The organism is Nostoc sp. DedQUE05 (assembly GCF_034530955.1).
In the GTDB taxonomy this organism is placed as follows: Bacteria; Cyanobacteriota; Cyanobacteriia; order Cyanobacteriales; family Nostocaceae; genus Nostoc.
In genome coordinates this window covers 1-14,154 of sequence record NZ_JAVRCB010000007.1, presented here as the reverse complement: position 1 = coordinate 14,154, position 14,154 = coordinate 1, and the positions used below count along the sequence as shown (strand labels likewise).

Below are 14,154 nucleotides of genomic sequence, written 5' to 3'. Positions count from 1 at the left end.
AGTTAGGAGTTAGGAATTAATTGCTCACTGCTAATTTATTTGATGTAGGCAGTTTCGCGCAAAAACTTTCGTAAATCGGCAAAGAATTTGGTGCGATCGCTTTTTTTATAAGCTTGTTGCACTTGCTTCCAACCATCCTGTCCTTGACCCAGCAGATATTTATCTGCCAGATAAGCTGCTAAAAAGCCCTTGCCATCATCGCCTTGTTGCTGTGCCTGGATATAAGTTTGCCATAGCTCTGAGGCATGATTGAAGATTAATTTGGGATAGCTACGAGTCACATCGACCATTTTACCTTGGCGATAACGCCAAATTTGCAGAGGGTAGGCAGAAGCAGCATAAGCTGTAAAAGCATAGGCAAAGCGATCGTCTCGACTGTCAAACTCTGGTAATCCATCTTTGTCTAAATCTTTGAGTTGATAGCCACCATTGCCCCATTCATGACGAATCTTAATATACTTTTGAGATTTGCTGTCGTAACGATAAATCAATGAATAAGTACAACAGTGCGCTCCACCTGTAAAGAAATCGGCAATTATTTCTGGTTCTTTGTTACCGTCCAAGTCTCGCACTGGTAAGTTGTTTTCTTGTCCAGATATATTCCCCACAGGTCTGTCATATTCATCTTCTTGCGGCAGTTTTTGATCCAAAACAGTTTTACCCGCCCGGATAATTTTCAACCGGATATTTTTATACTGATATTCCTCTGGTTTTTCGTAAGATATTTCTGCCCGCACATTGCCTGATTGCCCAGTTATTGTTTCTGCTATTGCCGTCTGGGTAAATATAGCCGTTGCACTTAAAACAGCTAAACCGATTAGAGATTGACTGATAAAGGAGCGAATAGTAATCATCGTTGGTGTTGTATATAGCACATTCAACTTTATACAACACCATCAAAATGTCAATATCGGTAAATTGCCGCAACGGCTGTGCTATACGGAATCTCTTCAAAGGGAACAGCGTAAACCGTGCCGCCATTTAATAAGGTATGAGCAGCAACAAAATCCAACAAATCCTCATCACCAGCTTCTTTTTCTGGGTGCAAATAAACCGTTTCTGAGGTTGGATCGAATAAACCCCACTGTTGCTGACCAACTGCAACTAGTAATGAATCCACGCGTTGGTAATAAGCCGCTGAGATAACTTCTTGGAGGTTGTTAGATGCTTTACCAGTATCACCACCAAACAGTTCGTGAAATTGCTCCAAAACTGCTTGCTGTGACTTTTGGAAATCAGCCTCGACAATCGGCCAAGCTTGGTCATGTAACTCTTGGGCGCTGAGAATTTCTGGATTCCCGGTGATAGCTTCATCCATCAAATGCTGGTAAGTATTTGCCTGTCTATATACAGGCAAGAGATATTCTACCCCAGCCAGCACCAAAGGCGCTTTTTGCAATTTCAGTTTCTCGTATAATGCGCGATCGACAATTTGAAAGAATTGGAGGATGTCTTCTTGGCGTCTATCCCTGTCAGGGCTTCCCTGTCCGTGAAACGTACCTGGTTGCGAAAAAGTATTGGAGGTTCCCCCTTTTGATGTTGCGATGCGAAACTGACCTTCTTTAGCAGTATCGTCTCTTTGCAGAGCTTCATCTACACTTTTAGGGAGATTTTCTACTTCTACCTCTTTGACACTGTAGCGTGTTCCTTCAAAGAACCTAACATCTTGTTGGCTCAAAGCCAGGATATAGAAGCGACCATTGCCATTTAAAATTGGCAGCAGTGGCTTGATGTGAAAGCGGTCTGTAACTACGACCAACTCTTGAAAATCAATTGGTAGGGGATAATAACGAAAAATATTTTCAGAAATAAAAATCGCCAGCCCTTGCTCTCCCATTTGCTCCCAGAACTCTTGGGTATCAATTTCCTGGGATTTTTCCAACAATGCGATCGCTTCTTCCTGTTCCAAACCCGCATCAATTAAACGAGCCTCTGCTTCCCTGACCAAATTTTTAAAGCGAATTGGGTCTTGTCGCACTTCTGGCCCGGCTGGGTGCGTTGGCATATAAATTGAAACACAATTTCCTTTTGGCTGTTCTATTAATGTCTTGATTTCCTCTTTCGAGATTAATTGCATATTATATCCCTCCTATCAACATGACTAGATACATCAGACCAGACCATCAATATTTAACGATCTGATACGACGTTATTCTCAGGTGATGGCGTTGAAGTTCAACCATTTGTTTCTGAGTTTATTTCACCTCAAGGAGGGTTTTATTGCATCTTTCTTTTGATAGGCAATATTCTTTAAGGGAATTACTAATTAAAATCCCAAAATTAAAAGCCAAAATTGCCACATAGATCAAATGTTTGGCGTATTAGAGTTTGTGCGTCCTGAGTTTATCCCTATTCTACTATTTGATTGGCTAAGACCTAAAGTTACTCGTTTCATAATCCAGTACAAACCTGCAAGTACCACAAAGGTGATAGCAATAATCACCAGGGGTTGTTTTCCCAGAATTTCTTCTACTCCTTTGGTAAGTACGGCATCGGGTTGAGTAATAAAATCCCAACTGTTGAAACGCAAAAATCGCCCCCAATAAACACCAACAGCACAGAGAAAATGTGTAATTGTCTCAACGCGCCAAATCCATTGACTCTTACCAATACGATGTAAGTAGTGACCCCAATTAATTAACGATATTACATAAGCTTCAAATCCACTTAAAATTACTAGCAAATACAGAGGAATAAGTACTAAAGTAATCATCCACACCGATTGAATCGTGCGAATATCATCTATCAAGTGAATTACATCGGTCAACAAATATGGTGCATTTGGTAAGAAAGCATAGAAAACTAAGAATCCTAGCCACCAAAGCCAAGTGCCGCCGCGCCTCATGCGAAATAGCCAGACACTCAAAGCCAAAGGTATAAAAGCCAGAAATAAATTCCAAGTCATCCAACTCATATTAATTCGCAAGACCTGCACAACTCTGGCTATCAATTCTTCTTTCATAGGTGCTTACTCGGAAGATGTTTGATTGATGTAGATTTACTTTGTAGTGTTAGTGTTAACCTTATCGATTAAGTTTTTGTAGCCTCCAAAAAAATTAATTTTCTCCAACATCAGACAATATTTTTGTGTTAGTTAGAGGTAAATGCATACTGATATATGTCCAAAACTTAGAGTTTTTGTGTATTTTATGCTGGAGGATGAAATTTATCAATCAATCGGCTTAAGTCTACTAGTATAGCCAGAAAATCATCAGGGTAAAAGATACCACCGAAAGGTAGTCTGAGCAACAAAAACGCCGCGAATATATGATGGTGGGCTTTTTTAATTGCAATGTATGCCTCTGTGCTAACTATTATATTGATTTCATTTTGCCCTGCTAGAGTTCCAGAAGCATTCAGAATTTTTGTCAAGTTAGCCTTTGGTTAGGGGCGGACGAGACGCCCACCCCACAAGAAGTAGTTGGATATTTTTTATTGAAAAGTCCCTAACTAACGCAGTAGCACTCGACTACGAGGGCCGATCGCTTGTTTTGGTAAAGTGGGCATTGTACAACTCTTAGCAGAATCTTGCGAACAAGCGGCTTGAACAAGGGTTGCAGGGTTGACAACTACTTGATTGACCTCTAGGGAATTACTGTTACTCAATTCCATATTAGGTGTAGTAGAAATTGATGGTGAATTCGACCCAGATGTGTACGTTGTAGGTGTCGAGGAAGCGCCACTATCAACTATTGGTGTAACAGTAAATGTGTTACCGCCATCAACCATTGGCGAAACAGTGAATGTGTTTCCACCATTAACTACAGGTGTAGGAGCGATCGCACTACCATCACTAACTATAGGTGTAGGGGCGATCGCACTTCCATCGATTACTGATGGAGGAATGGGTGTACTACCACCACTAATTACTGGCGGGGGAGTGGGTGTGCTACCACTGCTAATTACTGGTGGGGGAGTGGGTGTGCTACCACTACCAGTAGTTGGTGTAGGAGTTATGAGAGTTGCAGTTGCAGGTACTTTGATTTGTATTCTTGCCAGAGGTGCGTTAGTCATTTCCAAAGATGTCACCTTTGGCGAACCTGGGAGATCGGATTTGAAATCAAAGACTGTGGGGGTGGCGCTACCATTGCGATCGCTATATCGGACTCCATATCCACTCACTTCAAAAGTGCCCTGATACTGGTTTCCAGTGTTTGGATCGGTGACAGTACCAGTGTATAAGGCTTTTGTGAGATTAAATTCATCCTGAACTACTCCTTGAAATGTGGTTCCTGCCAATTGTCCTTGGTATTTATAGGGTGTCAACTCACCGCCAGAGAGAATCGGCGAAGTGAGAACGCCATTAAAGGAGACAATCGGAATGCCTTTAAAGTCAACAAAATAATGCAGACTACCATCAGAGCGTGTTTGTACCTGCACATAGTCTGACTTGTATATAGGAACATAATTAGGATTGTTCTTAGTACCTAAGTTCCGCGAGTAAGTTCCCGTGTCGTCTGTATCAATGCGAGTAGTGCTTTGATTGAAATTGGGATTATTTCTGGGAAGTTGGATAGTACCCGATAATGTGCCAGTGCTTTGAATTGTGATTTGAGCAGAAGCATTTGTTCCACTTAAACCGATGAAGACTGCGGCTAAACTGCTGCTGCTAACAAGAAAACAACCCAAATGAACTGATGAATTTAATTTCATGAAAAACTTGCTCCTTTAATCACGTATCAAATAAAACACGCACGAGTTTTCCTTGCTCTCATCAGGTAATGAAAGCATCTAATACTGAAACAATTAGTGGCAAAATAGCGTATTTTATTACATTTACATCAGTACAAAATTAAAACCGGAAACTTGCTCTTAATGTCCCAACGATTAATGCATCGTTAGCGGCATTGTGATCGGGATTGAAAATAACGAATAAGCCTGGAGTCAAGGCGATATTGTCGCTCAGTTGGGCGCGGTAAAAAACTTCTACGTGAATTGATGTGTCACTACGTCCACCTGCTGTCCCCCCATCAGAAAAGTTGGGAAAATTGAAGCCGTCGGGTAAAGTACTGGAAGTAATTTTGGGTGGTTGTCCAACGAGAACGCCCCCTAAATTCCCAGGACGCAACAAATTAGGAAAAGCCGCGAACACCATCCAGTTAGTAGTTTCTACACTTCCAGAAAGGTTAGATGGCTTGGAAGAAGTAAAGCCGCCCCAACCGCCCAAATGCAAGTTAGGGTTAATTCGCCAAGCAACGGTAGCACCAATTGCTTGAGTATCGAAAGCTGTAGGATTTGCAAAAGGTGAAATCAGTTGCGAATCGCCAATACCACCTCCCAATAAGCCATCTGGGGAGTGGGAATAAAGATAATGTACGCCGACATCGATGTTATTTGTGGGTGCTAAACTTAACTGAGCGCCAGCAGTATATCTACCACCAAATAGTCCGCCCTGCTTGGTGTCGCCAGGAAAATTGGGTATTTCGGCACTATAAACGCCTTGCAAACTAATGCGATCGCTAATCTGCCAGTCAAAGCCTATACCACCACTGCCGTTACCAATACTTAAAATCGGGTTCCGCTGACCAAATAGAGAAATTGCACCATCGCTAGAACCTTCTAAAGGGCTAATACCGCGAAAGGTGTTGATTGGATTGACTCCCGCCGTACCGACGACAATTCCCAAGTTATGCGAGGCGAGAAATCGATAAGATAAGTCACTAACAACTAGATTGTTGTCTGTATTTGACTCGAAACCCAACCGCCCCATATTGGTAGATAACAACGATGCATTAGAACCCAAATTACCCGCAGACAACCCTGTTAACAGCAAATCTCGCCCTGTAAATGAAGTTGCTAAGGTTAGTTGGGCGCTACTTGTGAAAGTCAGATTGGTTTTTCCCTGGCGTTCAGGTACTCCATCTCTCGGAAACAAATCGACATCGGGGCTATTGGTTCCCTGGACGCTAAAAATTGCTTGACCAAATAACCTAGTAGTTGTGGAAAAACGATTTCCTTGTAATTCACTAGTCTGCTTTTCCACAACCTCGATACGCTGCTGTAATTGCTGCAACTCTGCTTTGAATTCGCCTTGCAATCTTTGCAGCAAGATTAAATCTTCATTATTAACAGTATTTATTTTATTGTTAGCGTAGGCGTAGCCCGCACTTCGGCTGCGCTCAGTGACCACCGCAGGCATCGCATCGTTAATCTTCTCCAAACAAGCATTTAAACCAGCCGCAAATTCATAACGGCTGATACTGCGATTTCCCAGATAAGTCCCATCCGGGTATCCCGCAATGCAGCCATAGCGTTCTACTAAAGACTGCAAAGCACCAAAAGCCCAGTCGGAGGGTTGCACGTCTTGGAGTTGCGATACTGAGGTAACTTGAGACATTGGGTTGTCTGAGTCTGGAGGATGAGAAGATGGGGAAAATTCTTCTGTACTTACCTGGTTCTGTACAACTTCTGTTACAGGTTGAGTATCTTTTAATTTAGGTAAGTTAGGTGAACTGATAAGTTGAATTTTGTCTCTACTTTTTCTAAGTATATTCTCGTACTTATTTTTTATTGCTGACGAGGTGGTTATATCTGGTTGCACGAATTCAGGTGGTGTAATTTCAGCAGGTGAGACAACTTGAGATAAATTATCCTGTGTTGACTGCTGCACCGGGTTTTCTGGCAGAATTACGGACTTTTCTGGTAAATTTACCGCAGATATTGGCACTGTTGTCAGCACACTCGCCATCAGTAGACTCATATCACTCCTGGTATTTCATTTGACTTGCACCAATACTTCTTTTGACAGATAAAGTTGGTGTATATCAGGAAATTTTTTGGAAAAAAAGTGATAAAAGTTACCCTGTATCGGAGTGTCAAGGGAAAGCAGGGGAGTAGAGGGGCAGAGGAGCAAGAGAGTAGGAGGAAATTCAAAAATGCCCAATGCCCAATGCCCAATGCCCAATGCCCAATGCCCAATGCCCCAGATAGATTATTCTGGCTCGCTACAATACTTATTCATCTGATTCACTAATGTATCTGACTGTTTGCCAAGAGTTGTAGCTGTTGTCAGTGCTGAATCAATTTCGGCTCTAGCCTTTTGGATTTTTTCTCTGCCAGATTCTGAGGCTTGTGCTGTCTTGGTTGCACCAAGCGCTTTACCTGCTTTGGCGATCGCTTGACTAAGATTTTGAAAAATTTTCACAAAACTGCTTTGAAATTCTTTCAGCTTCGGATCTGTTAGCTTCAGTTCTCCAATGGATTTAGTTACAAAGTCTAAATCTTTAGATAGCTGTATGCTAGTTATCACTTGCGTTCCTTTATTTTTATCAATTAGAGAAGTTCCAGCATTCACAACTCGAATTAGTCGCTGACACTGAGAAACTTTATTGTCACTGCAACTAGCAACTAACAAAGCAATACTTAGGCTCACAGGAGCAAGAACAGTATATTTACGTAAAACAGACATTAACACCCCAACAGCAATAAAACCCACAATATAGTATCCAATATTACGGGTAAATGAGAGGATTGGGCAGAGGGGCAAGGAGGAAAAACTTACTGTAATTTCTCGCCTGCTCCCCTGCCCAATGCCCAATGCCCAATGCCCAATGCCCAAATCACCAATCTATCGGCAAACCCAACTGGTCTAAAGTAGCACCATCTTGTAACAGTGCTTGAATATCGCTGTCTATTTGAATACGACCACCAGACAGTACCAAAGCGCGTTGAGTGACTCTGCCTAACCAATTTAGATCGTGGGAAGCAATTAAAATCGCTTGCACAGGTAACTTTAATAATACTTGCCCCAAATGACGACGCCATGCTGGATCGAGACCGTTAGTTGGCTCATCCAAAATTAGAATTGTTGGTTCTAGGGCTAAAATTGAGGCCAGGGCGGCTAGGCGCCTTTGTCCACCAGAAAGTTCGTGGGCGGAACGATTAGCGTAGGCTTCTAGACCAAAATCAGTTAATAACTGCCTAGCGCGATCGCTAGCCTCTGCTGCTTTGATTCCATAGTTACGTGGCCCAAAGGTAATATCTTCTAAGATAGTCGGCATAAATAGTTGGTCGTTGGCATCTTGGAAGCTAAAGCCTATTTGACGACGCACTTGGGGTAAAGTTTGCGGTTCTACAGGAATGCCATTAATGGTAATTTTTCCTGTTTGCGGTTGTTTTAAGCCGATTAAGTTCTCCAACAAGGTACTTTTTCCAGAACCTGTTGCTCCCATCAATGCAACGCGATCGCCTTTGTTCAAGGTAAAAGATATTTCCTGTAATACTGGCTCCTGATGGGAATATGCATACACCAGGTTCTTAACCTCGACTACGGCTGCATGGGGATTATCGGTTGATAATTGAGGATTAGAAGTTAATGATTTCAAAATTTACAAACTCAATATGTAAGGGAGTAGAGACGCGATTAATCGCGTTTTAGTGAGAGACGCGATTAGTCGCGTCTGTACTAGCGAGTGGGTTAAATCTTGTAAGAAGTTAGAGTTACACTAGCAGCGATCGCCCAAGCTAGTAATAAGGCAAAACGTTCTTTTGGTCTAAGGGTAGAATCTATGGGTAATTGTCCGTTGTAACCACGAGCTACCATTGCCGCATAGACTCGCTCGGCTCTATCTAAACTACGGAGATACAAAGCTCCAATCATGGCTGCACTGGCATAGCGCAACCATCCCGTAGTTCCATTCAAACCGCGTAGTTGAGCGCTGCGCCGCATCCGCGTTACTTCTGAGAGCAAAATTTCCATATATTGCCCAGCTAATAACAAGTTTTCCTTTAAAGGTGCTGGTACTGGTAAGCTTTTCAGGGCAATGCCGAAACTGTGGGGCGGTAAGGTTAACAAAAAACTATTCATCGTCACCAGACAAACCAGCGAACGAACTAGCAAAAAACTGGCTCGTTCCCATCCCAAGGGCAATGCTAGCAATGACAAAAAAATCAATTCTGTGCCGAGTAATCCTCCCAATTGGCGAATTGGTACGCGCAAGAAGCAAGCCCATAAAAGTGCGATCGCGCCATATACACTTAGTCCATACCAGGCATGATGCTTTAATAAAGCTGCTCCCACCACGATCGCTAGAGACAGTTGTAAGCGTAGCGGTAAGGAAAGTTTAAGCATTATTCGGTTTCACTACCTTGGCAATTCCAAAGGCAACAGCAAAGCAAACCGCAGCTCCCACCAGCCCAGCGATACTAGTGCCTATTGTCCCCAAACCCTCAATTCCATAGTCAGCTAAGGGAGTCGGCACAATTATCCGTACTTTACTGGCTAAGTGGATGAAGCCTGTATTTTCGGCAACTTTCTCCAAACCATCGGGCCATGCTGAGGCAAAGAGTGACAGCACTCCCGCAATCAAAAAAATGGTGACAATAGGCACTGACCAGCCACGAAACTCGTGCTGTTCGCCTGGTAACAAATCTGGTCTGGCTCTGGCCAGATAAGTCAGCACACCCCCGGTAATCAGTCCTTCGCCAATGCCAATCAAAATATGCACGCCAGTCATGGCTGGTAAAACTATCGCTACCGGTGCAGTTCCAGAGAGGGCTAATTCAATGGCACAAGCGATCGCAGCTACCACTACACTCACACCAGCGGCGATCCCAGCAGCCAAGGGTAAGCGCCCTTTAGACCCCCCAAACAGCCGTTGCAAGGTTTCGGTTAAAACCCAGCCAACCCAAACCCCAACTACTGCCATGTTAAAAATGTTTGCTCCCAAGGCTGTAATGCCACCATCAGCAAATAACACGGCTTGAATAATTAAAACTGTGGCAAGACACAACGTTCCAGCCCAAGGACTGCCCAAAACGATCGCAGCTAAGGTTCCCCCTAACAAGTGACCACTAGTACCTCCTGCTACTGGAAAATTGATCATCTGGGCAGCAAAAATAAAGGCGGTGGTTAATCCCAATATCGGGGCACGACGAATACCAAAAGCCTCTTGCGATCGCCCGAAGGCAACAAACAACGCTGCCACACTCGCTAAACCAGTAGCCCCAGCCACTGGAATAGAAACAAATCCATCAGGAATATGCATGATCTACCCTGTATTTTTAGAGGTTCATTTATTCAAAACAAGCAATAAAACTACGCCATCATTTTAATAACAAACAAAATTTTTCTCTTTTTTGCAATGCCCTACCGGGGGATTTTATAATGTTACTTTTGACATATTTTCAATCGAGTCTCTACTAAATACTATACTTATTTAGTAACATATTAATTTTTGTTAAACTGATTTTTTATATTGCTAAACGTTGACAAAATGGGACTGTACTTATTTCATTTCATTTTGTCGATCAAATTACTCCGAAAAAGAGATCGTAAATAAAATTTAACTACCTCTTACCTTATGGAGTAGTTCGTTTTTTCAAAAATCAAACAGAAATTTATAGCTATTCTTACATTTAAGAAATAGCTCTAACTATTTCTCCAAAATATGTTTTGATTTTTTGGTTTTGTAGTGTTTAATTAATTCCTTATTGCATCAAAAAATAAGTTTTTATGGGTGGAACGACCTTATGTAATCAACATTTGCACTTTATTTTTACCTTGATGTAAAAACAATAATGTATAAGCACATTAACCAAATTTCCGATACTCCATACTAAATTAATATTCCCTGTAGTCTCATTAAAAAATTATAAAGATATGCTGAATAAACTGTATATTTGCTGACTTAGTTTACTTAAAAGTACATTAGGCTTTGCTAAAAATACGTAATTCTTCGTATAATATCATAAAAATAAGGGGTAAGATGTAAAATTTAGATGAATTTAGGAAAATACTAGAAATCAAAGTGCGGAAATTACTAAACTTTCAGGGCAACTAACTGTAACAAAAGGATTCCTCAACTTTTGAGTAACTAGGTTCAATCAATAAAGTCACCAGATGTTTGATTCTATTTTCCACGGACTTTACACACCCTCGTTTTGCAATTTGGAATATGAAAACAAACTCATCAAACTCGTTGTTAACAGTATCAACTGGCCCGCTAAAGATTTCAGAGTTGCCCCCCAACCCCGTGGATACAGATGATAATTCTATTTATCTTTCTCTAGTAATTCCTACTTATAAAGAGCGTGACAACATCAAAAATGTAGTCAGCATATTGAGTCAATTACTGGATGAATCTATTGCAGGAAAGTATGAACTAATAGTGGTAGATGATGATAGCCCAGACCGAACCTGGGAGATAGCGCAATCTTTAACGAAAGAATACCCCCAGTTGCGAGTGATGCGACGCCAACAGGAACGGGGGCTATCCTCAGCAGTGATTCGTGGATGGCAAGCAGCGACAGGTAGTGTGTTAGGAGTGATTGATGGAGATTTGCAGCATCCACCAGAGGTACTAATACAACTGTTGGGTAATATTGAGCAAGGAGCAGATTTGGCAGTAGCTAGCCGTCATGTAGAAGGAGGCGGTGTTAGTAGCTGGAGTGTTGTTAGGCGTTTCTTGTCTCGTGGCGCTCAGTTGTTAGGCTTGGTAATTTTACCGGGGGTATTGGGCAGAGTTTCTGACCCGATGAGTGGTTATTTTATGGTGCGTCGGAGTGCGATCGCAGGTGTAACACTCAATCCAGTTGGATATAAAATTCTCCTAGAAGTAATTGGCCGGGGAAAAGTAGACCAAGTTGCCGAAGTTGGGTATGTATTTTGCGAACGCAAAGAGGGCGAGAGTAAGGTGACATGGAAGCAATATATAGATTACATCCACCATTTAGTGCGATTGCGGCTTTCCACAGGTAAAGTAGGACGATTGCAAAGAAAAGTCAATTTTCCCATCGGTCGATTTGTCCGTTTTGGGTTTGTTGGCTTTAGTGGTGTGTTTGTGGATTTAACGGTGTTTCACTTGCTGCGTACTGTAATTCATTTAGGTTTAACCCGCAGTACGATTCTTTCGGCCGGAGTGGCAATCGTAAATAATTTCCTATGGAATGATATATGGACTTTTAGTGATATTTCTCAGAGGCAACGTGCTTCGCATCAGCGTTTCAAGCGATTCTTGAAGTTCAGTGCGGTCTGTTTGGCAGGAGTTATATTACAAGCTTTAATAATTAACTTTCTCTATAATATCTTGGAAATAAATCAGTATTTAGCTAAGTTGATCGCGATCGCAGTTGCTACCATTTGGAATTTCTGGGTTAATTTGAAACTTAGCTGGCGCGTCACAGACGTGAAATAATCACAACGAGGGATTTGAGCTTTAGATTTTTGTTTTTAGATTTTAGAACGAACGAACTTAAATCTCAAACGTCAAATCTACAAATCCATGACTGTGAGGCCCAGCAATGAGAGTTCTTTTCCAAGGTGCATTTTATTTTTACAAACAAATTATCTCGTTGCTACCTGCATCTGCTATACATTTCCTGCCTCTGGCAGATAAAAACTCTGGCTCACAACGCAAGCATTGGCATAATTGGCATCGCCTTCCTCCTTTCTGGGTTCATCTCTTGGCGATCTTAATATGGTTGATTGTCGGCATCAGCTTGCGCCTAATCAACTTGACTGCAAAGCCTCCTTGGACTGATGAGTTTGCCACCTTGGTGTTTAGCTTGGGGAATACTTTTATATCAGTTCCCCTCGATCGAGCGATCGCACCTGATATCCTATTACAACCACTGCAAGTAAACCCAGCTGCAACGATTGGTGATGTCATTCATAACTTAGCCACACAAGATAATCATCCACCACTGTATTTTGTGCTGGCTTACCTGTGGATGAAGTTATTTAACAGCGATGGAGGATTAATATCGCTGTTTGGTGCGCGATTGCTACCAGCTATATTCGGTGCTGCCTCCATTCCGTGTGTTTACGTATTAGGTAGAGTAGCGTTTCGTTCGTCATTAGTGGGGCATTTGACTGCTGCGATGATGGCAGTATCACCTTATGGCGTATTTTTAGCACAAGAAGCGCGTCATTACACTTTGGCAATCTTATGGGTAATTGGTTCCCTCACCTGCTTAGTAATTGCCACACGTCATATTCAAAACCGCACACCTTTACCTATATGGGTAGCACTTTTCTGGATAGTAACTAATACTTTAGGTATTGCTACTCATTATTTTTTCAGCCTTACCCTTTGCACAGAAGTCGTAGTTTTGATTTTTCTGGCTTGGCTTCAATTGCAAAATAGCAGCAAATTTTCTCTTTTCTTCTCTCCTAGCTGGCGGCGCATCTATGCCGTTGTCATCGGTACTTGTGTAGCGGGTTTAATTTGGATACCAACCTTGTTAGAGAATGAAAATCGTGGTGCTTTGACCGAGTGGATTCGAGGTTCGCGCGTTGGACTAGATTGGTTAAGCCCAATTTTTCAAGCTTTAGGAACATTGATTGCCATGATTTCCCTATTACCAGTTGAATCTTCTCAAGCTTTGATTGTGATTCCTTCTGGAATAGTGATGCTGACTTTCTTTATTTGGGCAGTACCAATTTTGCTGCATGGGATTAAAATTCAACTACAGCACCCAGAAAGCCGGATGATGATTCAAGTACTTGCTGGAGTCGTTATCAGTGCGATCGCAATATTCTTTATCTTTACGTACTTTTTGGGTATTGACCTCACCAGAGGTGCTAGATATAACTTTGTTTACTTTCCCGCGATCGTGGTTTTACTAGGTGCAAGTCTCGCAGTTTGTTGGCATCCTCCCCATATGGAAACAGAGCCAGGGGAAAATGGGATAACAAGCATAGGTAAATGGGGAATAAACGGGAAAAAAGCCGTAATGTTAATTTGGTTAATGGGATTTTTCAGTGCAGTTACAGTAGTTTGCAATCTCGGCTATCAAAAATATTATCGTCCTGACCTGTTTGTGCAACTAATTCAACAAACATCCCCAACACCAGTACTGATTGCCACCACCCACAAAACTTATGTACACACTGGGGAAATGATGGGAGTCGCGAGGGAGATTAAACGTGCAAATTCACTCCAAAATCCCCTGTTTCTCCTTGCTCATCAAGATCGAGATCCGAATGCTTCCACCATTGCTCTGGAAAATACTTTAAAAAAATTACCACGACCTTTTGACTTGTGGCTGGTAAACTTTCACGCACCCGTAGCAGAAACCGTGAAAACATGTGTTATATCTGATACTCAATCTTTGCCACCCGTAGACGGCTACGAATATGAACTTTATCATTGCCAATAAGCTGGGGACTGGGGACTGGGGACTGGGGACTGGGGACTGGGGACTGGGGACTGG

General features: G+C 42.2%; 12 protein-coding genes. 2 read left to right on the top strand and 10 right to left on the bottom strand.

Annotation, left to right across the window (positions count from 1 at the left end; all coding sequences use genetic code 11):
• Positions 1-35: 35 nt before the first annotated feature.
• From RMZ42_RS06820 to RMZ42_RS06775, 10 genes are all read right to left on the bottom strand, one after another.
• A complete protein-coding gene (locus tag RMZ42_RS06820) occupies positions 36-854 on the bottom strand; it encodes a hypothetical protein (RefSeq protein ID WP_322670695.1) in 819 nt (272 codons plus the stop codon).
• 50 nt (positions 855-904) lie between these two features.
• A complete protein-coding gene (locus RMZ42_RS06815) occupies positions 905-2,077 on the bottom strand; it encodes a hypothetical protein (protein WP_322670694.1) in 1,173 nt (390 codons plus the stop codon).
• Positions 2,078-2,305: 228 nt separating this feature from the next.
• A complete protein-coding gene (locus tag RMZ42_RS06810) occupies positions 2,306-2,962 on the bottom strand; it encodes a DUF1361 domain-containing protein (protein ID WP_322670693.1) in 657 nt (218 codons plus the stop codon).
• Positions 2,963-3,147: 185 nt separating this feature from the next.
• Positions 3,148-3,372: a hypothetical protein gene (locus RMZ42_RS06805; protein ID WP_322670692.1), complete on the bottom strand. Its 225-nt coding sequence runs from the start codon at positions 3,370-3,372 to the stop codon at positions 3,148-3,150.
• Positions 3,373-3,450: 78 nt separating this feature from the next.
• Positions 3,451-4,653, bottom strand: coding sequence for a hypothetical protein (locus tag RMZ42_RS06800; protein WP_322670691.1), 1,203 nt, complete (start codon positions 4,651-4,653; stop codon positions 3,451-3,453).
• A 139-nt stretch (positions 4,654-4,792) separates the two neighbouring features.
• Complete coding sequence (locus RMZ42_RS06795) at positions 4,793-6,700, bottom strand: iron uptake porin (protein WP_322670690.1); 1,908 nt, start codon at positions 6,698-6,700, stop codon at positions 4,793-4,795.
• Between the two features lie 231 nt (positions 6,701-6,931).
• On the bottom strand, positions 6,932-7,408 hold the full coding sequence (locus RMZ42_RS06790; protein WP_322670689.1) for a hypothetical protein: 477 nt from the start codon (positions 7,406-7,408) through the stop codon (positions 6,932-6,934).
• Positions 7,409-7,559: 151 nt separating this feature from the next.
• Positions 7,560-8,324: an ABC transporter ATP-binding protein gene (locus RMZ42_RS06785; RefSeq protein WP_322670688.1), complete on the bottom strand. Its 765-nt coding sequence runs from the start codon at positions 8,322-8,324 to the stop codon at positions 7,560-7,562.
• Positions 8,325-8,416: 92 nt separating this feature from the next.
• Positions 8,417-9,070, bottom strand: coding sequence for an energy-coupling factor transporter transmembrane protein EcfT (locus RMZ42_RS06780; RefSeq protein ID WP_322670687.1), 654 nt, complete (start codon positions 9,068-9,070; stop codon positions 8,417-8,419).
• Positions 9,063-9,986: an energy-coupling factor ABC transporter permease gene (locus RMZ42_RS06775; RefSeq protein WP_322670686.1), complete on the bottom strand. Its 924-nt coding sequence runs from the start codon at positions 9,984-9,986 to the stop codon at positions 9,063-9,065. Before RMZ42_RS06775 ends, RMZ42_RS06780 begins: the two co-directional genes overlap by 8 nt.
• Before the next feature lie 909 nt (positions 9,987-10,895).
• Here RMZ42_RS06775 and RMZ42_RS06770 point away from each other — a divergent pair.
• On the top strand, positions 10,896-12,134 hold the full coding sequence (locus RMZ42_RS06770) for a glycosyltransferase (protein WP_322670685.1): 1,239 nt from the start codon (positions 10,896-10,898) through the stop codon (positions 12,132-12,134).
• A 106-nt stretch (positions 12,135-12,240) separates the two neighbouring features.
• Entirely contained in the window at positions 12,241-14,100 is a 1,860-nt protein-coding gene (locus RMZ42_RS06765; RefSeq protein ID WP_322670684.1) for a glycosyltransferase, read from the top strand.
• Positions 14,101-14,154 lie beyond the last annotated feature (54 nt).

What these genes read in the sequence shown, in the direction of transcription:
- RMZ42_RS06820 (WP_322670695.1), bottom strand. Translation starts at nt 854, where the DNA reads ATGATTACTATTCGCTCCTTTATCAGTCAATCTCTAATCGGTTTAGCT.
- RMZ42_RS06815 (WP_322670694.1), bottom strand. Translation starts at nt 2,077, where the DNA reads ATGCAATTAATCTCGAAAGAGGAAATCAAGACATTAATAGAACAGCCA.
- RMZ42_RS06810 (WP_322670693.1), bottom strand. Translation starts at nt 2,962, where the DNA reads ATGAAAGAAGAATTGATAGCCAGAGTTGTGCAGGTCTTGCGAATTAAT.
- RMZ42_RS06800 (WP_322670691.1), bottom strand. Translation starts at nt 4,653, where the DNA reads ATGAAATTAAATTCATCAGTTCATTTGGGTTGTTTTCTTGTTAGCAGC.
- RMZ42_RS06795 (WP_322670690.1), bottom strand. Translation starts at nt 6,700, where the DNA reads ATGAGTCTACTGATGGCGAGTGTGCTGACAACAGTGCCAATATCTGCG.
- RMZ42_RS06790 (WP_322670689.1), bottom strand. Translation starts at nt 7,408, where the DNA reads ATGTCTGTTTTACGTAAATATACTGTTCTTGCTCCTGTGAGCCTAAGT.
- RMZ42_RS06780 (WP_322670687.1), bottom strand. Translation starts at nt 9,070, where the DNA reads ATGCTTAAACTTTCCTTACCGCTACGCTTACAACTGTCTCTAGCGATC.
- RMZ42_RS06775 (WP_322670686.1), bottom strand. Translation starts at nt 9,986, where the DNA reads ATGCATATTCCTGATGGATTTGTTTCTATTCCAGTGGCTGGGGCTACT.
- RMZ42_RS06770 (WP_322670685.1), top strand. Translation starts at nt 10,896, where the DNA reads ATGAAAACAAACTCATCAAACTCGTTGTTAACAGTATCAACTGGCCCG.
- RMZ42_RS06765 (WP_322670684.1), top strand. Translation starts at nt 12,241, where the DNA reads ATGAGAGTTCTTTTCCAAGGTGCATTTTATTTTTACAAACAAATTATC.